Annotated in this window: 14 protein-coding genes and 1 tRNA gene; 6 read left to right on the forward strand and 9 right to left on the reverse strand. The window is 67.6% G+C overall.

Annotated elements, in window-relative coordinates; all coding sequences use genetic code 11:
* Positions 1–82 precede the first annotated feature (82 nt).
* The 3 genes from QP166_RS15915 to QP166_RS15925 form a co-directional block, all read right to left on the reverse strand.
* Positions 83–496: a hypothetical protein gene (locus QP166_RS15915; protein ID WP_333916789.1), complete on the reverse strand. Its 414-nt coding sequence runs from the start codon at positions 494–496 to the stop codon at positions 83–85.
* Positions 445–3,402, reverse strand: coding sequence for a glycosyltransferase (locus tag QP166_RS15920; RefSeq protein ID WP_333916790.1), 2,958 nt, complete (start codon positions 3,400–3,402; stop codon positions 445–447). The genes QP166_RS15915 and QP166_RS15920 overlap by 52 nt, the downstream gene beginning before the upstream one ends.
* A 78-nt stretch (positions 3,403–3,480) precedes the next feature.
* The gene (locus QP166_RS15925; RefSeq protein ID WP_333916791.1) at positions 3,481–4,176 is read right to left on the reverse strand and encodes a Crp/Fnr family transcriptional regulator; all 696 of its coding nucleotides are present in this window, start codon (positions 4,174–4,176) and stop codon (positions 3,481–3,483) included.
* A gap of 234 nt (positions 4,177–4,410) precedes the next feature.
* On the opposite strand from QP166_RS15925, the gene QP166_RS15930 reads away from it, so the two are divergent.
* The 4 genes from QP166_RS15930 to QP166_RS15945 all read left to right on the forward strand — a co-directional run bounded on the left by QP166_RS15930 (position 4,411) and on the right by QP166_RS15945 (position 8,529).
* Positions 4,411–7,785 (forward strand): amidohydrolase family protein, encoded by a 3,375-nt coding sequence (locus QP166_RS15930; protein ID WP_333917366.1) that lies wholly within the window; start codon positions 4,411–4,413, stop codon positions 7,783–7,785.
* Complete coding sequence (locus tag QP166_RS15935; RefSeq protein WP_333916792.1) at positions 7,757–8,059, forward strand: hypothetical protein; 303 nt, start codon at positions 7,757–7,759, stop codon at positions 8,057–8,059. The genes QP166_RS15930 and QP166_RS15935 overlap by 29 nt, the downstream gene beginning before the upstream one ends.
* Before the next feature lie 34 nt (positions 8,060–8,093).
* Positions 8,094–8,167 (forward strand) — tRNA-Gly (locus QP166_RS15940).
* Positions 8,168–8,313: 146 nt separating this feature from the next.
* Complete coding sequence (locus QP166_RS15945) at positions 8,314–8,529, forward strand: hypothetical protein (protein ID WP_333916793.1); 216 nt, start codon at positions 8,314–8,316, stop codon at positions 8,527–8,529.
* A gap of 365 nt (positions 8,530–8,894) precedes the next feature.
* Here QP166_RS15945 and QP166_RS15950 read toward each other — a convergent pair whose 3' ends face one another.
* The 6 genes from QP166_RS15950 to QP166_RS15975 all read right to left on the reverse strand — a co-directional run bounded on the left by QP166_RS15950 (position 8,895) and on the right by QP166_RS15975 (position 18,492).
* Entirely contained in the window at positions 8,895–9,980 is a 1,086-nt protein-coding gene (locus tag QP166_RS15950) for a YdcF family protein (RefSeq protein ID WP_333916794.1), read from the reverse strand.
* Positions 9,974–12,559, reverse strand: coding sequence for a TonB-dependent receptor (locus tag QP166_RS15955; RefSeq protein WP_443027257.1), 2,586 nt, complete (start codon positions 12,557–12,559; stop codon positions 9,974–9,976). Before QP166_RS15955 ends, QP166_RS15950 begins: the two co-directional genes overlap by 7 nt.
* 261 nt (positions 12,560–12,820) lie before the next feature.
* Entirely contained in the window at positions 12,821–13,825 is a 1,005-nt protein-coding gene (locus QP166_RS15960) for a TolC family protein (RefSeq protein WP_333916796.1), read from the reverse strand.
* A gap of 237 nt (positions 13,826–14,062) precedes the next feature.
* The gene (locus tag QP166_RS15965; RefSeq protein WP_333916797.1) at positions 14,063–16,492 is read right to left on the reverse strand and encodes an ABC transporter permease; all 2,430 of its coding nucleotides are present in this window, start codon (positions 16,490–16,492) and stop codon (positions 14,063–14,065) included.
* A gap of 14 nt (positions 16,493–16,506) precedes the next feature.
* Positions 16,507–17,184: an ABC transporter ATP-binding protein gene (locus tag QP166_RS15970; RefSeq protein WP_056638405.1), complete on the reverse strand. Its 678-nt coding sequence runs from the start codon at positions 17,182–17,184 to the stop codon at positions 16,507–16,509.
* A 39-nt stretch (positions 17,185–17,223) separates the two neighbouring features.
* Complete coding sequence (locus QP166_RS15975; RefSeq protein ID WP_333916798.1) at positions 17,224–18,492, reverse strand: HlyD family secretion protein; 1,269 nt, start codon at positions 18,490–18,492, stop codon at positions 17,224–17,226.
* A gap of 101 nt (positions 18,493–18,593) precedes the next feature.
* Here QP166_RS15975 and QP166_RS15980 point away from each other — a divergent pair, with 101 nt between their 5' ends.
* Both QP166_RS15980 and QP166_RS15985 read left to right on the forward strand, forming a co-directional pair.
* The gene (locus tag QP166_RS15980) at positions 18,594–19,832 is read left to right on the forward strand and encodes a sigma-54-dependent transcriptional regulator (RefSeq protein WP_333916799.1); all 1,239 of its coding nucleotides are present in this window, start codon (positions 18,594–18,596) and stop codon (positions 19,830–19,832) included.
* Positions 19,822–20,946, forward strand: a complete 1,125-nt coding sequence (locus tag QP166_RS15985; protein WP_333916800.1) for a sensor histidine kinase — start codon at positions 19,822–19,824, stop codon at positions 20,944–20,946. The genes QP166_RS15980 and QP166_RS15985 overlap by 11 nt, the downstream gene beginning before the upstream one ends.
* The last annotated feature ends 376 nt before the right edge of the window (positions 20,947–21,322 follow it).

The following is a 21,322-nucleotide window of genomic DNA, read 5'->3' on the forward strand; positions in this document are numbered from 1 at the left end:
TCCAGCATCCGGCATGACGACCGCATGATGCCGCCGTTCGTCCGTCGCCGTTACCCCGCCAGCGTCTCAACATTCGCAACATTCACGCCGCCGCGCGCAACGGCTCCGGCGTCGCCGCGCCCGTGTCGTTCACCGCGACGCTGCCCGTCCGCTCCAGCTTGCCCCAGCCGACCTTCGGTCCGGTCGCAGCGACGTACAGCGCGCGAAGCACCACCGCGTAAAGCAGCTGCCGGTACCCAAACCGCTGCAACAACAAGCAGATGCCGGGGAAACGCGCCTCGCGACCGTCGAGCCGGTAGGCGATCCATCCACACGCCAGATCGACCGCCGCGAACGCCGCCCAGAATGCGACCACGGTCAGCGCGTCGCCGCCCGCCGCATCCCAACCGCGATCATAGACCCGCCACGCCGTACCACCGACTCCGAGCAGCAGCGCGAAGTCGATCAACGGCGCAGCAAGCGTGAACAGCAACTGGAAAACCAGCGCCTGCGGCAAGCCGATCCGTCCGAGCCCCCGCTTCGGCCGAGCACGCCGCGATGCTTCCACAGGCATTGCAACGTCCCGAACGCCCAGCGAAATCGCTGCTTGAACAACGCGCGTATCGTCTCCGGCGCCTCGGTCCAGGCGATCGCGTCATTGTCGCACGCCACGCGCCATCCGGCGCGCTGCACCGCGATCGTCAGATCCTGGTCCTCGGCGAGCGTGTCTTCGGGATATCCGCCGACCGCATCGAGCGCGGTGCGCCGCCATGCGCCGACCGCGCCCGGCACCACCGTCACCGCGCCGAGCGACAGCAGCGCACGACGCTCGAGGTTCTGCGCGGTGACATATTCCAGCGCCTGCCAGCGCGTGATGACGTTGATGCGATTGCCGACCTTGGCATTTCCCGCCACCGCACCGATGCGCGGATCGGCGAACCAGCGCGTCAGCTTCGCGATCGTATCGGCCTCGAACTGTGTATCGGCGTCGAGCGCGATCACCACGTCACCGCGCGCGGTGGCCAGCGCGGTGTTGAGCGCGCGCGCCTTGCCGCCGTTCTCCAGCGTCAGTAGCCGGACGCGCGGGTCGATCCCGAACGCCGCCTGCACCACGTCGCTGGTGCCGTCGGTGGAACCGTCGTCCATCACGATCACCTCGACACGCGGTCCGATGCTGGCGAGGATGCGACGCACCGACGCCTCGATCACGCGCGCCTCGTTGAAGGCAGGGATCAGCACCGAGACAAAGGTCGGCACCAGATGCGGCGCGCCCGTCGGCACCGTCTCCCGACGACGCGGCCACAGCGCCAGCCCGGTCAGCGCCACCGCGCGCGCCATGCCGATCGCGATCACCACAGCGAACAGCACCGCCCCGGCGTCGCGCAGCCACGCCAGTCCGTCGAACAGCCCGCGCGTCCCTGCCGCGTCGATCGCCGCATGACCGCGCAGCGCTGGCATGACCGAAGCAGGCGAGAGCCGCGCCAGCGTCGAGACGGCAACGAAGTCATAGCCGCGCGCGCGCAGGCCGCGAATGATGAGCGGCAGCGCCTTGATCGTCTCGGTCCGGTTTCCACCCGAATCGTGGAGCAGCACGATCTGCGCGGGGCGCTCGTCAGTCCCCGCAATGATTTGAGCGATCACGCGCTGCGCGATGACCTCGGCCTTCGGCCCCTGCCAGTCGAGCGGATCGACGTTGAGGCCCACCGTCAGATACCCCAGCCGTGCCGCGACGCGTGTCGCATGCAGTTCGTCGCGGCGATCCGGATCGGCGTCACCGAGAAACGGCGGGCGGAACAGCGTCATCGCGCGGCCGGTATAGGCCTCGACGATCCGCGCGGTCGCCTTCAACTCCAGCGCAATCGCCGCCTCGGAGCGGCGCGACAGATCGGCGTGCGACGTCGAGTGATTGCCGAGCTCGCCGCCCTGCGCGACGATCCGGCGCAGCAACGCACCCTGTCCCAACGCATTGGCGCCGGTGACGAAAAAGGTGGCGGGCACGTGTTGGCGTGCCAGCACGTCGAGGATCAACGGCGTCCATGCCGGGTCCGGTCCGTCATCGAAGGTCAGCGCGACCTGCCGTCGATGCGCGCCGGTGCGCTCGACGGTATCGGGCTGGGGCATCTGCACGAAGCGCGCGGCGCGGATCAGACCGTCGCGCCACGTCACCTCACGCGCACCCGGTGTCGCCTCCGCAGTCATGCGCATGATCTCGCCTTGTCCATGCACCGCGACCCCCGTCGGCGCAGGCAAGCGGCGAAGGTCCGGCGGCGTGCTGTCCGACAATGCCCGCCACACTGACGGATCTTCGCTGCCCAGCCGCCACAGCGCCACCCCGGCCGCGCCGGTACGCCGCACCGCCGCCATCTGATTGGCGGCGCTGAGCGCATCGAGCATCCACACCTCGTGATGCTTGCCCTGCATGTCATAGGCGAAGTGGCTGTTGCCGCTCGCCGCGTCGAACTGCGGCGTCACGCCTGCTTGCGCCGCCAACGCCAGTGCGTCGAAGATTGCGAGCGGGACGGTCGTGCGCCCCTGCCAATCATAGGCATAGCTGCCGATCGCGACGATCGCCTTGTCCGTACCGGCTTGCGCCACCGCCTGCGCGACGACGCGCGCGAACCACGGCTGCGACGCGATCGGCCCCGCCGCGCCGCCCATCCAATGCTCGTCATAGGCCATCAACACCAGCTGATCGGCGACAGCGGCATAAGCGCGCAAGTCCCAGTCCGGATCGGCCACCGGCGTGGCGAGCGCCACCATCCAGCCGCGCGGTGCGAAGCGCGCACGAAGCTCGCCGAGGAAAGTGCGATAGTTACGATGCGCGCTCACGGGCAGGCTCTCGAAATCGAGCATCACGCCCGCGCCGCTCTCGCGCGCCACCAAGGCGACGATCTGCTCCACGAGCCGCGTCCGCGCAGCACGGTCGGTGAGCAATGCGGCGGTTCCTGCACCGTCCCAGCTCCCGTCCGCCGCCGCATTCTGCACCATCGGCAACACACGAGGACGATGCGTGGCACGCGCAAGTACCTGCCGCATGTACGGATCAGCCTCGGCGACGAAGCGATGGTCCGCGCCGGTAACGGTCGCGAGTCCGGGGACCAGCCACTCGAGATCGTCGACATGCGTCGCCAGCGACTGCCGCGACGGCGTGTCCCAGGGCATGTAGAAGCCCATCGTCCCGCCGCTCAGCGCCGCGCCGCTGCGCGCGGGCAGCCAGGCGCCACGCGCTTCATCGCTCACTGGCGCGGCGACCGCGGCCTGGGGCGCGTCGGGCATTGCGAAGCGCGGCGCGACGGTCGCGACCGGGCGCAACACGGCCGCGATCAGCAACGCCGCAAGCAGCAACGGCACGCATACGGCAACGCCCAGCGCCACACGCACCCGCCGGGCGCGCCGCCCGCTGGCATCGTAGAATATCGCCACGCCTGTGCCCGTCCCATCGTTCCGATCGAGGACAGCCCGTTATACAGCGTTGACGAACAAGCGGTTAACTACGGCAGCTCATGCATCCTCGCTGCTCAGCAACCATGCGACGTCGCGCGTCATCACCCGCGGCTGCCGCGCCGACATCGCTCGCAGCCGCGGCGCGTCGAGCAGCACGACGCGGTGGCGGTCGCGCGAGACCAGCCCGCTTTCGGCCAACTGGCGGAACACGCGGTTCACGTGCACCGCGGTCAACCCGAGATGGTCGCCGATCTGTTCCTGCGTCAGCGGCATGTCGAAGCCCTCCTCACTGGCCGCGCCGAGCGCGTGCAATCGCTCCCCGACATCAAGCAGCAGCGCGGCGACACGTGCGATCGCAGGGGTGCGCCCGACGGCGGCCAGCCGGTCCATCAACGCCACCCGCTCGCGCTGCGCGCTCAGGAACATCGCGGCGGCAAAGCGCGACGAGGACGCGAACAGCGCGCCGAACGCTTCCAGCGGCACGCGGCTGATCGTCACCGCGGTCAGCGCCGTCAGCGTATCGGCTGCCTGCGCGAGGCACATGCTTGGCGTGCCCAGCATGTCGCCGGGCAGGTGGAACTTGACCATCTGGCGTTCGCCGCCGTGCAGCAGCACCGACGCGCCTACCCAGCCGCTGACCAGCAGATAGATGTAGCGCGGCGCCTCACCCTCACGATGCAACACCGCATGACGCGGCAGCGACACCGGCGTCTCGCCAAGCGCCCGTACGCGTTCCTGATCCTCTTGGGACAAGCGAATGAATTCTTCGAAACGATGGAAAGGCAGGCGTCCAGACACACGATGTTCCCGAAAAATCTTTGCGCATCCTAGACAGGGTCGCAGGGATATAGCGCTGATCCACTTTAGGCCGACGATCACTTTCGCATCATTAAGGCGGGCGCTGCGATTGGCGCGTGACGCGCCGCACGGATCGCGGCACGATGGCACTGCAATCAGGGGAAATCTCTACACGTGACCTTCCGCGCTATGACCGCCGTCGCCTTGTGCCTGTCCGCCGCGCCTCTCGCCGCGCAGGACAAGCCCGTCGAACAGACCCAGGTGCCGGAGAACGAGGCGACTGCGCCGACGCCGACCACCGCCGGCACCCTGCCGCCCCCTGCGCCGGCAACCACCGCATCCGGCGCGAAGGACGCCAAGCCTGCGAAGTGGGACGTCAACGCGCCGCGCGGGCTGCGTACCAAGCAGGTGCGGATGACGACCGACGAAGGCAGCTGGATGAACGTCGACGTGGCGCCGGACGGGCGGACGATCGCCTTTGACCTGCTCGGCGACATCTACACGATGCCGATCGCAGGCGGCACGCCGACCCGCATCGCCGAAGGGCTGGCGTTCGAGCATCAACCGCGCTTCTCGCCCGACGGTCGCCGGATCGCCTTCACCTCCGACCGCGGCGGGGGCGACAACATCTGGGTGATGAACGTCGACGGCAGCGACAAGCGCCAGGTGACGAAGGAAGACTTCCGCCTGCTCAACCAGCCGACGTGGAGCCCGGACGGACGCTTCATCGCCGCGAAGAAGCATTTCACCACCGGCCGCTCGCTCGGCACCGGTGAGGTGTGGCTCTACCATGTCTCGGGCGGGGGCGGGGTGCAGCTGGTCAAGCGCGCCAGCGAAGTGCTGCAAAAGGAACTGGGCGAGCCGATCTACGCCCCCGATGGCAAGAGCATCTATTACACGCGCAACGTCTCGTCGGGCCCGATCTTCGAATATGCGCAGAACTCGCGCACCGACCTGTTCGACATCGAACGGTACGACATCGACTCCGGCGAGGTGACGACCGCGGTCAGCGGCGTCGGCGGCTCGGTGCGGCCGACGCCGTCGCGAGGCGGCAAGATGATCGCGTTCGTCCGCCGCGACGACAATGTCACCAAATTGTGGGTGAAGGACTTGGCCAGCGGCGTCGAGCGGATCGTCTACGGCCCGCTCGACCGCGACGTGCAGGAAACCTGGGCGGTGACCGGCGTCTATCCGAACATGAGCTGGACACCCGACGACAAGGCGATCGTCTTCTGGTCGGGCGGCAAGCTGCGCCGCGTCGGCATCGACGGCGGCACCGCGAGCGTGATCCCGTTCCGGGTCGACGACACGCGCGTGATCGCCGAAGCCAGCCACCCGCAGGTCGAGGTCGCGCTCGCACGCTTCATGACCAAGGCCACACGCTGGGCGACGGTCTCGCCCGATGGCAAGCAGGTGGTGTTCGAAACACTCGGCAAACTCTGGATCAAGCCGCTGGCAGGCGGCGCCCCGAAGCGGCTGACGCGCGCGACCGACGAGCTGGAGCTGTGGCCGAGCTGGTCGCGCGACGGGCGCACGATCGTCTTCACCGGCTGGACCGACACTGGGCTCGGGCAGGTTCGCACTGTCGCGGCGAGCGGTGGCGCGGCCAAGTCGGTGACGACCGTCGCCGGCCATTATCGCCGTCCGCGCTTCTCGCCCGACGGCAAGACCATCGTCTTCGAACAGGGTGAAGGCGGTGAGCTGACCGCCGCGCGCGGCAATCCCGGCAGCGGCGTCTACCGCGTCGCCGCGACCGGCGGTGCGCCGGTCCGCGTCGCGAAGGACGCCTCCGCGCCGCAGTTCGGCACTGCCAACGATCGCGTGTTCCTGATCGTCAACGAGGGGAACAAGCGCCAACTGGTCAGCACCGATCTGTCGGGCGAGAACCGCCGCGTCCATGCGGCGGGCGAGTTGGTCAACGACTTCCAGATCTCGCCGGCCGGCGACTACGTCGCCTTCCGCCAGAATTACGAAGCGTTCGTCATGCCGCTGATGCCCGGCACGCAAGCGGTCGAGGTCGACGCCAAGTCCGGCGCACTGCCGGTGACGCGGGTAAGCGCGGACGGCGCCGACTTCATCAATTGGTCAGAGGACGGCAAGCGTATCCACTGGAGCGCCGGCCCGACGCTCTACTCCGCCGACACCGCCGCGCTGTTCCGCGCGGCACCGGCCGCAGAGGACGCTGCGAAATTTGACGCGCCGCGCACCGGCGTGTCGCTGTCGATGGACGTCGCCGCCGCCAAGCCGACCGGTACGGTCGCGCTCACCGGCGCACGCGTCGTGACGATGGCCGGCGCCGATGGCTGCATCATCGACGATGCCACGGTGCTGATCCGCGGCGATCGCATCGTTGCGGTCGGGCCGCGTGCCTCCGTGCAGGTCCCCGCGGGCGCGACCACCGTGGATGTCTCCGGCAAGACGATCATCCCCGGGCTGGTCGATGCACACGCGCATGGACCGCAGGGCGACGAGGAGCTGGTGCCGCAACAGAATTGGTCTGCAATGGCCAATCTCGCGCTCGGCACGACCACCGTCCACGATCCGTCGTCGCGCTCGGCCGAGATCTTCCCCGCCGCTGAGATGCAAGCCGCCGGGCTGGTGCTCGCGCCGCGCACCTTCTCGACCGGCGAGGTAATCTACGGCGCCAAGAGCCCCGACGTCTATGCGCAGATCGACAGCTATGACGATGCGCTGTCGATCGTCCGCCGGCTCAAGGCGCAGGGCGCACACAGCGTAAAGAACTACAACCAGCCGCGTCGCGAACAGCGGCAGATGGTCGTCGCCGCGGCGCAGGCCGAGGGAATGGAGGTCGTGCCGGAGGGCGGCTCGCTCTACACGCTCGACATGTCCCTGGTGCAGGACGGCAATTCGACCGTCGAGCACAACGTCCCGCTCGAACGTTTCTACAATGACGTGCTCAGCCTGTGGGCGCAGACGACGGTCGGCTACACCCCGACGCTGGTCGTCGCTTATGGCGGACCGGCGGGCGACCCGTATTGGCGCGCGCACAGCGACGTGTGGCGGCACCCGCTGCTGACCCGCCACGCGCCACCCGCTTTGCTCGCCGCACAGAACGCGCGTCGTTCGATCGCGCCGGAGGAGGATTATGTCGACGGCGCGACGGCGCGCGAGGCCAAGAAGCTCGCCGACCGGGGCATCCATGTCGCGATCGGCGCCCACGGCCAGCAGCCGGGGCTCGGCGCTCATTGGGAATTGTGGAGCTTCGTGCGCGGCGGGATGACCCCGATCGAGGCGTTGCGCGCCGGCACGATCGCCTCCGCGACCTCGCTCGGCTATCAGAAGGATGTCGGGTCGCTCGAAGCGGGCAAGCTCGCCGATCTGGTCGTGCTCGACGCCGATCCGACCGCCGACATCCGCAACAGCGACAAGATCAGCCGCGTGATGCTCGGCGGCCGGCTCTACGACGCCGCGACGCTCAACGAGGTGACGACCGGCACCCGCAAGCGCCTGCCCTATTGGTGGGAAACGACCAGCGGCCGCGGCGCAGACACCGGCGCCAAGGTAACGGTCGGCCATGGACACGGGAACAGCGACCTCGATTGACGACACGCCCCCGGCGGCCTTCCTCGATGCGCTCGAGGGTTGGTCGCCGGGCTATGGCGAGGGCGTGTGCGATGCGCGCCGCTGGGGCGTCACGCTGACCGAGAGCAGCGATCGGCGGCGGGTTTGGCTCTACGACGAGGAACTCGGCGGCGCGGCGCGGGTGAGCTTCAACCTCTATCGACTTGCCGGTGGACGCGTCGCGCTGCGCCCATGCGAGATGCCGGCGGCAACCGTGATCGCCTTTGTGCTAGGCTACCGCGCCGAATCGCGTTGACGCCGCCAATGCCCCATGGCAACGGAAGCGACACGCGGGTGTAGCTCAATGGTAGAGCAGAAGCTTCCCAAGCTTACGACGAGGGTTCGATTCCCTTCACCCGCTCCACATTCGCGCTGAACCCACATAAATCCGCCATTCCGGCGTCCGGCCGCGCCTCGCGCGACACCTGGCTGTAGCACCAAGCTGCGCACACGCCGCAGTCGTCCGCCCGCTATCGAAGCCCGTGCCGGCGACCGGACGATACATGGGACATGGCCTCGATCACCTATCTCTGCTGGCGTGGCGCTCGCTATTACTACCGCCGCCGCCTCTACCGGCGGAGCGTCGTCAACCATCCGATAAGCATCTCGCTCGGTACGGCCGACCCGGTCGAGGCACGTCGCCTCGTCCCCCGGCTGTCGGCCCGATCGGAGATGATGGCGATGCAGATGTTCAACCGGACCAGCCGCGGTTTCCTGCTGGCCTAAACGAGGAGTGCGGCGTGGCGCTGAGCCCACGGACCCCAGCGAGCGCCTTCTCAAGATGCGCGCGCCGAGCAGCGCTTTAGTCCCGGCCGAGCCGGCAGCGGTGGTGATCTTGCCCGCTTGGATATCGTTCACGATCGCCTGCAGGCCGCCGCTGTTCATGGTGCCGGTCTCGGCTTCTTCCGATCGCGATGCCATTCTTGGCACCGGCAACGCGGGTCCAGTTCGACCACTAGCGACGGGAGAGGAGTTGAAGTAGCGCAATGGCGAGACTGCCTCGTGCGCACGAGGTATGCGATCACCCTAGCTGACGATTGGCTGCCTACCAGCAGAGGCGTTTGGCTTGATTGCTTTTCCCGCCAGGCACGTCAGGGGTCCAGAGGGTCCATGGGATCGTTGCGCAGTGACGCGATATCGGGACGGAAGACGGCTTCGTTGGGCGATGGTCTCTGCGTGATCGTACCGGGTTGGTATCCGAGCTCGGCCTGATTTCGCGTGGTAAATGCCGGGCTGACGATGGCGTCGATGTGGCTGACATTGCTGACGACCAGCACGTCTCGCGAGAGCGGAGCGCCCAGAGCGAATAGCCGCCGGGTAGCGTTGCGGAGATTGGTGGTCGTATGCCGCGCGTAAGGCTCAACGACGATCGCCTCCGGCGGAACCGCAAAGCGTTCGATCAGCGCCCGCTGCATTTCGAGCGCCTCGACATGCCGGGTGTCGCGTGGGTGAACCGCGCTGCCGCTCACGATGATGAAGGGTGCCACGCCTTGCGCAAAGCGTTCCGCTGCAAGCCGTACGTTGACCTTCCCACGAGCGCTCAGCGGCGTGACCAGGTCGTCGGGGCCAACTCCGAGCGCAACGATGGCCGAATAGCGAAAATGCGACCAATCCAAATTTCGGGCTTTCGCCAGCGATGCCGCATTGAACCGCTGATCGAGCGGCTCGAACGCCACCGCGCCGTCCTTGTCGTTGGCATCCAGCAGCGCAAGCGCCAGTGACAGGCTGTAATCGCCGGCGACCGCCGGATCATTGCGTTGAACGTCGGCCAGCATCACCGCGTCGGCAACTCTCGCAGCGAACGCGGGACTACCGAACGGCTCGTCGGAGCCGTCGACCAGCGGATAGCGCGGCAGCTTGCCTACCCCGTAGACGCGCAGAACCTCGTTCAGACCATCGATTTCGCGACGGATATCGTCTGCTTCATTCGGCGCGCGGCTTGCCAGGCGCTCGCGCTCGCCATCACGCCAGATCGCCGCTTCGACCAGACACGGCGCGCGTCCGGCGCAGGCGTCAAGGCGGCGCTGTCGATCAGGGTTCGTTGGCAAGGCGCGCAGGTGGGGGAACAAGCGCGTTGCCAGTTTCGCGAGATGAACGTCACGGGCCGGCGCAGCAGCAGTCGATGCGGCCAGGAGCAGCAGCGCTGCTCCGATCGCGCCGACCCTTGGCTTCACCACGCCTTGCTCACGATGAAGCGCACGCTGCGACCGAAGATCGGGCGACCGTAGATCGCATCGCGCGAGGTCTGCCCGTCGAGCTGGTCGGTCCGCGGATTGCCCTCGGTCAGCCCCTTGTTGTTGAAGATGTTGTCGCCAACCACTTGGAACTGGAAGCCGTTATGGGTCAATGTTCCGCCCAGCCCAAAGGTGTTGTATGAGGGCAGTCCGGTGCGATTAAGCAAGTCGACATAGCGCCGACCGATATACTCGTAACGGCCATAGATCTCGACCTGATCGCCGCCAGCATCGAACGAGAAGGTCGGACGGACGTTGCCGAACACCTTGGGTTCGCGGATGATCTGATTGCCGTTCACCGCCGACGGATCGGCGCCGGAGCTGTTCTGCAGATTCTTGTACTGTGGGTCTTGGTAAGTGAAGGACCCTGACACGAAGAACCACCGCACTGGTGCGAGCGTACCATCGACTTCGACGCCCTTGACCTCGGCCTGACCAATGAACGGCACCGCCTGGTCGTTGCGACCCGTCGCGGGATTGAACGCCACGAACGAGGCATTGAAGGGATCGAACTTCGTGTAGAAGCCGGTGAGATACAGGTAATTGCGCCCGAACGACGCCTTCAGCCCGGCCTCATATTGGTCGGCCTGCGTTTTCACCAGCACCGGGTTGATATTGTAATAGCTGGACGATTGCGGCGGCACTTCGAGGTGCGATGCGCGGACATAGCCACCGAAGTGGTCGCTTACGTCATAATTGACGCCGAGCGTCCAGTTGGTGGCGGTCGGATTGTCCTTGCGCGACTGCCGCCCGCCGTCGAACGTACGGACAGCGTTGTCGGCCAGCGTCGTCGGGTCGCCCAGATTGACGCCGTTGGTGGCGGTCGTCAGGCCATAGCCATCGATGTGATACCATTCATGCCGGATACCTCCGTCGACGCGCAGGCCGGAAACCACCTCCCAGGTATCGTTGGCGTAGAGCGAGTAGACGGTCGAATCGACATCGCCTTGGTTAAGTGTGGTGCCGTAGCGCAGCACGCCTTTGTCGGTGACATAGCCGAGCACGTTGTTGTTGGCGTCATAGGCGACGAGATCCAGCGTCCGTGGCTGACCGCGCACCTCCATCAGATAGTCTTGATAAACCGCCTTGTTGGTCAGCCCGTACGCCGAGGCGTAGCCGCCGATGCGCAGATCATGCGTCCCAATTCCGGTTTCGAACTTACGCGTTACGCTGACGTCGCCCTGACCCGAATAGAAGCTGGAGCCGACACCGCGATATTGCGCCTGCACCACCAGGCCCGAGGCGCCATAAGGGTCGTAAGCGGTAGCGCCGTTGCTGCCCGAAAGAGCATAGCCCAGCCTGGCGACCGGAGTAGCGGTCGTGCCGAAAGCAGTGTTGGCGGCGGCGCGGAAGCCGTTGGCGAAGGTGGTGGCATCCACAGGGTTCGACGTCGAATAAAGCGCGTCGAAGTTCAACCGCCCCTTCGTATAGCCCGCACGAACCGCAAGCTGCCAACCGCTGAACTCCGCATCATATTGCAGCCCGATGTTGCCATATTCCATATGGCGGCCATCGGCGAGATCGCGCGTTTCGCTCTGCGTCACGCCCGCCGCATCGCGATACTTCAGCGTCACGCCGCGGAAGGCAGGCGAGTTGAGCGTACCGTGGAAGAAGTCGATGAATGGATCGAGCGACACCGACGGGTTGCGCGGATCGGCGACCGGGATCGGCAGGTAGAAAGTGTTATGGTCGTTGAGGTAATTGACGCTCAACCGCACCGATCCGTTGTCGAGGTCATGCTTGATGTTGGCGCGGATCTGCCCGCCGCGATCGTTCGGAAAGCCGTTGTCGCGCTGTCCGCCGTCACGACGCAGGAACCCGCCGATCGCATAATAGGTGCGCTCGCCCAGCGGACCGGATTGCATCGCGTCGAGCCGGTAGAGATCGGTGGTCCCGACCGTCATCTGCACCTTGCCGCGCGGCGTGTCGGAGCCGGTGACGGTGATGTTGTTGACGATCGCTGCCGCCTGGCTGGCGAAGATCGGCGCGGGGCCACCACGCACCACCTCGACCCGCTCGGTCATGAGGTCGTAGCGATTGAGGCTGTCGCCGCGAAAGAAGTTGCCGTTGATGTCGTGGAAGAGCGGCAGCCCATCCTGCTGGAACACGGCATAGCCATCGTCGGTTGGGATGCCGCGGATGCGGGTGACGTTCTGCACCTCACCGCCGGTCGCCTCGACCTGGATACCGGGCAATTTGCCGAGCAGGTCGGCGAAGTTGAGCGGTGCAAGCCGCTTCACGTCGTCCTGGCCGAGCGAGTTGACGGCATAGGACACGTCGAAGCGACGTTGGCGCCGGGCGGACCCGGTGACGATGATGTCGGAGCCGGTGACTTCCTCGGCGATAGTCGTCGCGGCATCCGAGTTCGTCTGCGCTGCGGCTGTCGCGGACGCCGTGCCGTCGGTCTGCGTCGGGACCGCTTGAGCCTCTACGGTGAGCGGCGTCGTCAGGAGTGCCGAGGCAGTGACGATGGCGGCTGCATACGTACCCCGTAGCAGCATGGACTTGGCGTTCACTATCATCATCCCCTTCAGGCCGGCAGTGCCGCAGCCCGTCGCGCCTGATTGCGACACCGTCATGAAAGCTCAAGCTTTTCTTAACCATTCTGCGCTGATCGCAGCACGAGTGTTGCCTTGAAGTCGCTCCAGACGCGTCGAGTAGCTTCCCGGAACCGGACATGCCTTCATCGTAGCCCGACTCCGGGTGACGTCGGTGCCGCCACTGCGCAAGGCCGCGCGCCCGCTTAACCCGCCCCCACCGTCGAGAGGATCGCGCTCCACCAGTCAGCGATAGGCGGCAAGGGTGAGCCCGCCGATTGCCCGCAACATGCCGGCCTGCGCGACCAACACGTCGGCCCGCGCGCGCGCCACATCAAGCTGCGCACCGCGATAGCTCTGATCCGCGATCAGGATGTCCACCGTCGAGCGCAGGCCGAAGCCATATTCTGCGCGCACGCCGCGAAGCGCGAGGTCAGCGGCCTTCAGCCCGGCGACCCCCGCGTCCAACCGCGTTCGGGCAGCGATCAGCGCTGCCCAGGCGGCATCCGTCCCGCGCTCCGCCTCGCGCGTGGCGGCATCGACGGCGAAGCGGTCCGCACGCCAGTTCGCCCGCGCCTCCCTCACGCGCGATCCGACGAAGCCGCCGGTCAGCAGCGGGATGCGCAGCGTCAACCCGGCATTGCCCGCCAACGGGAAACCGCCGCGCGTATCGCCAATCCGCGTTCCGCGCCCGTACCCGCCAGAGGCGTCCAGCGCGGGCGCCCCTTCCGCTCGCGCGGCATCGATCCGCGCCGCACTGGCACCGAGCGTGCGACGCTGCGCCAGCAGCAAGGGATTGTTCTCCGCCGCCGCGCCGCGCGCGTCGCTGAGCGTGCGCGGCAGGTCCGGCCCGGTGCCGTCCGCAGGCGCCGTCAGCGTGCCCGCCGCGCGCCCGACGATCGCGCGATAGCCGGCTTGGGTGGTCGCCAGTGCGCCTTCGGCATCCGCGAGGTTCGCGGCGACGCTCGCGCGCTGCGCCTCCAGCTGCGCCACGTCGGTCAGCGTCGACTGCCCCAGCCCGAAGCGCGCGCGCGCCTCCTCGACCTGCTGGTCGAGCCGCTCGATCCCGACGCGCGCGACCTGCACCGACTGCTGGTTGAAAAGCAGGGCGGCATAGACCTCCACCACCTGTTCCAGCACCGCCTGTTCCGTATCCCGCAGCCGCTCGCGCCCCGCCGCGACGTCACCGCTGGCGGCGCGCACCGCCGAGGGGACGCGTCCGCCCGTCCAGATCGGCAGCTTCGCCGCCACGGCGCCCGTCGCGGCTCGGCCATAGCCGAGGTCGTCATACCCCGCACCCCCGTCGCTGCGGCGGTGAGGCGACCGGCGGCACGCGCCTGTTCGGGGGCTTCCGCCAGCGCCTCCTGCCGCGCACGGGCCGCGGCGAGCGCGGGATTGCTCGCCCACGCCTCCGCCAGCGCCTCGCGCAGCGTTTCGCCCGAGGCCGGGGCGGCCAGCGTCAGCGCCGCGGTCAGTAGCAGCACGCGCTTAGTCATGGCGCAACGCCCAGGCGGGTGCCGCACGGCTGGCGCGCAGCGACTGGCCGAGCACGGTCAACACCGCGATGACGATCGCCAAAGCGCTCGCCGCGAGGAAGTAGACCGGCGAGAGCGTCACGGCATCACTGAACCCCGCCAGCCACGTCCGCATCGCGAAATAGGCGAGCGGCCAGGCGACGAGGTTGGCGATCAGCACCGGACGCAGGAATTGCCCGACCAGAAGCTTGACGATGTCCCCCGACGACGCGCCCAGCGTCTTGCGGATACCGATCTCCTTCGTCCGGCGCGCGGTGTTGAAGGAGGCAAGTCCCCACAAGCCGACGCACCCGATCAGCACCGCCAGCCCCGCACCGATCGCGAAGAGGTGAGTGGCGCGATCGTCAGCTTCGTAGAAATCGGCGAGGCGTTGATCGGCGGTTTTGAGTGCCAGCGGCACCTGCGGCACCATACGCTGCCAAAGGTCCGCCACGTTCTTGACCGCGCTGCGTGGATCGCCGGCGACGCGGATCGTCGCAACCGACGTGCCGATCGTCTCCGGCTTGCGCGTGTAGATGTAGTAAGTGGGCGCGATCGGGTTGCGCGGCGTGTCGAAGCGCATGTCATCGACCACGCCGACGATGGTGCGCGGCCGATCGCCGCCCAGCGTCTTGCCGATCGCCTCCTGCGGCGTCCTGAACCGCAGCGCGGACAACGCCCGGCGATTGATGACGATGTTCGTGCCATCCGTGCCTTTGCGACCGGTCGTGTCGTCGCCGCCATGTGCGTCGTCGAACCAGCGGCCGGCGAGCAACCGCGTGCCATGCGTTTCGAAGAAGCGCGGGCCGACCTGAACCCAGGTGAGCGACGGTCCCGGCCCGGCCACGCCGGGCAGCGGCATGTTGGTGTTGTTGCTCTCCCCGCTGCCTCCGACCGCGGCGTTGGCGATGGTGGCGTCCGTCACCTGCGGCAAGGCGCGGATCGCGGCGATGATCGTGTTCTTGCGATCGACGGGCACGGCCGGGTCAGACAATGAGGTCATCACGAGCAGCGAAGCGCGCTGGAAGCCGAGGTCTGTGGAACGGACGTGCCGCGTCTGCGCGACCAGCACCGCCGTGCCGATCATGAAGGCGATGGCGAGTCCGAATTGCCCGATCACCAGCAACTCGCGAACGCGGGTGCCCGCCCGTCCACCGCCGGGTGAGCGTGACGAGGCCAGAACCGCCGCGGCAGGAAAGCGCGCCAGCATCAGCGCGGGATAGACCCCTGCCAGCACGCCGACAACGATGGCGAGCACTGCCAGCGCCGGGACGATCACGCCGTAGGGGATCGTCAGCGACAGGCCGCCCGCGGCATTGACCAGTGGCAGCCCCAGTTCCGCGAGGATCAGCCCGACGAGCGCGGCGATCGCCACGGTCAGCACCGCCTCGCCGAGGAATTGTCGCACCAGTGCGCCACGGTCTGCGCCGAGCACCTTGCGCATCGCCACTTCGCGGGCGCGCAGCCCGGCACGGGCGGTGGCGAGATTGACGTAATTGACCACCGCGATCAGCAGCGTCAGCACACCGACCAACCCCAATGTGACGACGGTCAGCTTGCGGCTCCCGCCATCGCTGCCCTCTGGCGTCAGGTGCAGATCGGTCAGCGGCAGCAGCTTGAGTTGCTGGGTGTCCGATGGCTTGGTTCCCGGATCCGCCAACTCCTTGCCCCGACGGTCGACGAAGGCGGGCAGCTTACCCTCGAATGCGCGCGCAGCGGACGGTGTGTCGAAGCGAACCAGGGTGCGCAGCGACGCGCTGCCCCAGTGATGCCAATATTTGTTGGCCATGTCGCGGGTGAGCGGCACCAGCACCGACAGCTTGAAGTCGCTGTTCTTGGGCAGGTCACGAAACACGGCGCTGACGCGATAGGTGCGAACCTTGTCCATCGACAGCACCAGCGTCTGCCCGATCGGATCGCGATCGCCGAAATAGGCGCGCGCGGTCGTTTCATCGATTGCGGCGTTCCCCGGCTGCGCCAACGCGGACGCATGATCGCCAGAAACCAGCGGCAGCGGCATCACCTTGAAGAAACTTGGGTCGACCTGCGCCGCATCCACCGTTGTCGCGCGGCCGTTGGCGAGGATCGCACCTCCCTTGTCGCCGCCATTGATCTGGACGCCGAGGATGCCGGGAAAATCCTGTCGCATCTCGTCGAGCAATCCGCCCATCGTCCAGGGATAGGGGCCGTTCGCCGGGCTCTCCGGGATGGTCCATACCGTTTGCACGACATAGACCTTGTCGTGGCCGGGCAGCCATTTCTCGAAGCTGGTCTCGAACCGCACGTAAAGCCCGAGCACGAGGAACACCGCGATTCCGACGGCAAGGCCGCCAATGTTGAACGCGGCGTAGAGCCGGTGCCGCACCAGCGCGCGGTAGAAGGAGGTGAAGGCGGAGGCGTTCATCGGACGGGCTCCCTTCAGATCGCGCGCGCGGCGGAGGCGACGATGCGGCCGTCGAGCATGTCGATGCGGCGCTTCGCCATGTCGGCGTGGCTGGGCGAGTGCGTGACCATCACGATCGTCGTGCCGGCGTCGTTCAGGCCGGTGAGGATGTTCATCACCTGCTCCCCATTGGCGAGGTCGAGGTTGCCGGTCGGCTCGTCCGCGAGGATCAGCTTCGGCTCGCCGACGATCGCGCGAGCGATGGCGGCACGCTGCTGCTGACCGCCGGACAATTGATGCGGGAAGTGGCGGGCGCGATGCGCGATGCCGACCTTGTCCATCGCCGCCGCGACGCGCGTACGCCGATCCGACACATCGCTGCGATAGGCGAGGCCGAGCGCGACATTCTCCTCGATCGTCAGCTCATCGATCAGGTTGAAGCTCTGGAACACGAAGCCCAGCGTCGTGCCGCGAAACCGGGCGAGGGCCTTTTCGTCCAGGGTAGCGAGGTCCTGGTCGCCGAACAGATAGCGGCCGGCGCTCGGCCGATCGACGGTGCCCAACGTATTGAGCAGGGTCGACTTGCCGCAGCCGGAAGGGCCCATGATGGCGAGGAACTCGCCGCGTGCGACGTGCAGGTCGATGTCGGCCAGCGCGATGGTCTCGACCTCGTCGGAGACATAGTGGCGCTGGATGTTCTCCATGCGGATCATGTGCTTGGCTCCCCTATCGAATGTTCAGGATGTCGCCCTTCACGGACGAGGTGTTGCTGGTGACGATGCGCTCGCCGGGATTGAGGCCGGACACGATTTCCACCTGTTCGGGATTGCGGCGGCCGGTCCTGACCGCGCGGCGGCGGGCATGCGCGCCGTCCGCGTCGAGAACGAAGGCCGAATTGCCGCCCCCGACTCCAGCCAGCCGCCGACCGGCGCCACGACTGCGTTGCTCGCTGCGCCGAGCGTGATGCGCAGGTCGAGCGTTTGGCCGCGGTTGAGCCCCGCGGGCGGCGCACGGTCGAAAGTCAGTTCGACGCGGAAGCGGCCTTCCTTCACCGCCGGCAGCACCTTGGAGACGGTCATCAAGACGCCGTCTGCTGTCTTGGCCTTCTGCCCGACCGCGACGCGGCCGAGGAAGAATTCGTCGACGTCCGCTTCAAGCTTCCATGAGCCTTCGCTGTCGACCTGCCCGGCCGGATCGCCAGGCTTCAGCGTCTGGCCGGGCTGCAGCGTAAAGTTGGTGAGCCGCCCGCCTGCAGGCGCACGGACCGTCAGCGTCGACAGCCCGGCGCGCACCGCGCTCAGATTGCCTGCGAGCCGGCTCTGCGTCTCATCCAGCCGCGCCGATTGCGTCGAGGTGATGCGGGCCTCAGTGGCGCGCCCATTGCGGAGCTGCGCCAGACGCCGCTCCTGATAGGCCGCTTCCTCCTCGAAGCTCTTCACTCCTGCGTCTGAAAGGAACCCCTTGTCGTGAAGCTGCTGGCGAATGCCGAGGTCGCGGCGCGCCTTGATGAGGTCATATTCGGCCTGCGACACCTGCGCCGCGCGGTCGAGCCGGTTGCGCTCGATCCCCATGCCTTCGCTGGCGATGCCGCCGAGCTGGCTCGCGATCTGCGCCTCGCGCGTCAGCACGTCCAGTTTGAGCGTCGGATTGGCCAGCATCGCGAGCGGCTGCCCCTCCACCACCATCGCGCCGTCCTGCGCCAGCAGTTTCTCCACCTGCCCACCCGACAGGACGCCGACCAAAGTGGCCAGCCGAGGAGCGACGGTGGCGCGCACCGGAAGATAATCGTCGAACGCGGCGCGCGTGACCTCGCCGGTGTCTACGTCCCGGGCCGAGATGTCGGTCGATCCGGCCGCCGGCAGCATCCACCACGCCGCCACGGCGACGAGCGCGATCGCCACCACGATCAGCACGCCGCGCTGCCGCCACCACCGCTTCGGCTTCTGCGCCACGCGCCGGTCCATTGCAGCACCGGAGCCCGTGCCGGACGGGGCACTTGCGCCCATCTTCTGTTCGGTCATCATGGCCGCAGTGTCGCGCAGATCGAGAAAAACCCTAAGTCACTATGAACGCAGGATTTTCTTCAAAGGACGCGGATAGTGTCCGTCCGAATGCGGACACGGTGTTCGGGAATGGACACCCGAGCGACGCGTCAAGCGGGCTCTCGATCCTGCTCGTCGACGACAACCGCCATGTCGCCGAATCGCTCGGGGTGGCGATGCGGCTCGCGGAGCACCGGCTCGCGCACGCCGAGGGGCCGGAGGCGGCGTTGTCGCTGCTGGCGTCGCAGCGGTTCGACGCGATCCTGCTCGACCTCAATTATTCGCCGGGCAAGACCGACGGCGCGGAGGGGCTGGCGCTTCTCGCGCGCCTCCACGCCGAGGATCCCGCCGCGCGCATCGTGGTCATCACGGCACATAGCGGCATCAGGATCGCGGTAGCGGCGATGCGTGCGGGTGCCAGCGACTTCGTGATGAAGCCGTGGCGCAATGCCGACCTCATCGCCACGCTGGAGCGGGTTGCGCGGCAGACCGGTCCGGCCCCGACGCTCGCGTCGGTGGCGATGACAGACCAGCCGGCTCGCCTGATCGGCGAAAGCGACGCGATCGCCCGCGTCCGCTCCCTGATTGCGCGCATCGGCCCGACACCCGCAGGGATCGTGGTGAGCGGTCCCTCGGGAAGCGGGCGCAGCCTCGTCGCCGCCGCGCTCCACGCCGCCTCGCCGCAAGCCGCCGAGCCGCTGACGATTGTCGACCTGCGCGACGCGGCGTCATGGTCGGAGATTGCCACGGCGCGCGGCGCGCTGCTGCTGCGTCATCCCGACCGGCTCGGCGAGGTCGAGCAGGACCGCCTGCGTCACTTGTTGCCCGGTGCGGCGCGCTGCATCGCGATCGCTGACCGTCCCGCTGCGATCGCGCCTGCGCTCGCCCGGCGCATCGCCACGGTCGAAATTGCGGTCCCGCCGCTCACCGCGCGCGGCGACGACGTGCTAATTCTCGCGCGACACTTTCTCCGCCTCGCCGCTGAGCGCTACCGACGGTCGGGCGTGCGCCTCTCCCCGGCCGCAGAAACCGCGCTCCGTACCGCCGATTGGCCCGACGAGGTGCGCGGCCTCGCTGCCGCGATCGAGCGCGCGGTGCTGCTTGGCGAGGGCGACACGATCCACGCCAGCGATCTCGTCGCTACGTCTGCCCCGACCGCGCTTCCCGCACCTGCGGCGCGCTTCGACCTCGACGAGAACGAGCGCGCGATGATAGAGGCGGCCTTGCGTGAACATCGCCACAACGTCTCGCACGCTGCCACCGCTCTGGGGCTGAGCCGCGGCGCGCTTTACCGCCGCATGGCGCGCCATGGCCTTTGAGGGGCGCAGCTTCACGACGATCGCATCGGGGCTGGGACTGGCGATCGGCGGCGGGTTGCTGGTGTTGGCGTGGCAGGCGGGGCTATGGGCCTCGACCGCGGGGGCACTGCTGGTCGTGATGTGGATCGTGGCGGCAAGCGGATGGGCAGCGATGCACCGCCCACCCGCGAAGGACGCGATACCCGCGGAACCGCTCGACCCCTTGTCTGTCCGCCTCCTGCTCGATCAGATCCCTGTGCCGCTGGTGCGGGTCGATGCGGGCGACGCGCGCGCGATCAATCGCGCCGCCCGGACGTTGTTCGCGACTGACGAGCGCATCCTGCCCGTCCCGCCGGCGCTCGCCGATCCCACCGCGCGCACCCTGCGCCACGAGAGTCGCGGCCTGCGGATCGACGCGGTCGAGGGGCGGCGCGGCGACCGGCTCCTGGCGTTGATCGACGTCGAGGCGGAGGAGCGCGCTGCGCAGGATCGCGCTGCCGACGAGATGATCGACATCCTCGGGCACGAGCTTCTCAACGGCCTGTCGCCGATCGTATCGCTGGCCGACAGCGCGATCACCGCCGCGGCAGCGGGGCACCCATCGCTGCCGGAAATTCTCGCGACGCTCGCCCGCCGGATCGAGGGGCTGGAAGCGTTCACCCGCGGCTATCGCGATCTCGCTCGCCTCCCTGCCCCCGTTCGCGGACCGGTGTCTCTCCCGGAATTCGGCGACGATCTCGCGCGGTTGTTCGCCGTGCGCTTCGGCCCGGAGGTGACGCTGACCTGCGCGATCTCGGACGCGGCTACAGCAGACGTGGATCGCGACCAGTTGACGCAGGCGGTCTGGGCCCTGCTCCAGAATGGCGCCGAGGCGGCAGGCAAGGATGGTAGCGTCACGCTGTCGATCACGCACACGCCGACGGCGCTGACGATCCTGGTCGGCGACAGCGGCGCCGGTGTCGCGCCCGACGCCCGCACCCGGATCTTCCGTCCCTTCCACACCAGCAAGCCCGATGGTTCGGGGATCGGCCTCACCATCGCCCGCCGCATCGCGCGCGCACACGGCGGCGACGTGACGCTGGACGACGACCGTACCACACGCTTCAAACTGACCGCGCTGCCCTGTTGTGATTGAGGACCGACCTCAGAAAACCGGAGCCAAGGGTGGGGAACTCCTGAAAAGGGGGATCGTGACCCAGGCAATTTCTCGTTTGCGATCCTGGTTCAAGCGAGCCGCTGCCGACTCGAAAGCGTTGCCGATCTTCCGTCGGCGTTGGCCGATTGACACTGCAAGCCGCCTGCCAGCGACGGTGCCGGTACGCTTCACCAGTCGCACCGCTTTCTCGACCCACTGCTGGGCGAGTGCCGTAGGCGTGGCACTGGTGCCAGAACCACGATTGACATTCCGCCAAAGCCCGTGCGAGCAATAATACCAGAACATTACAAATTGCTCTTCGGAGAAGACCAATTCGTGCCGCGGATGCCATTCGACTCTGATCTCGTCAGACGGT

Origin of the sequence: Sphingomonas sp. LR60 (genome assembly GCF_036855935.1) — a bacterium.
Classification (GTDB): Bacteria; Pseudomonadota; Alphaproteobacteria; order Sphingomonadales; family Sphingomonadaceae; genus Sphingomonas.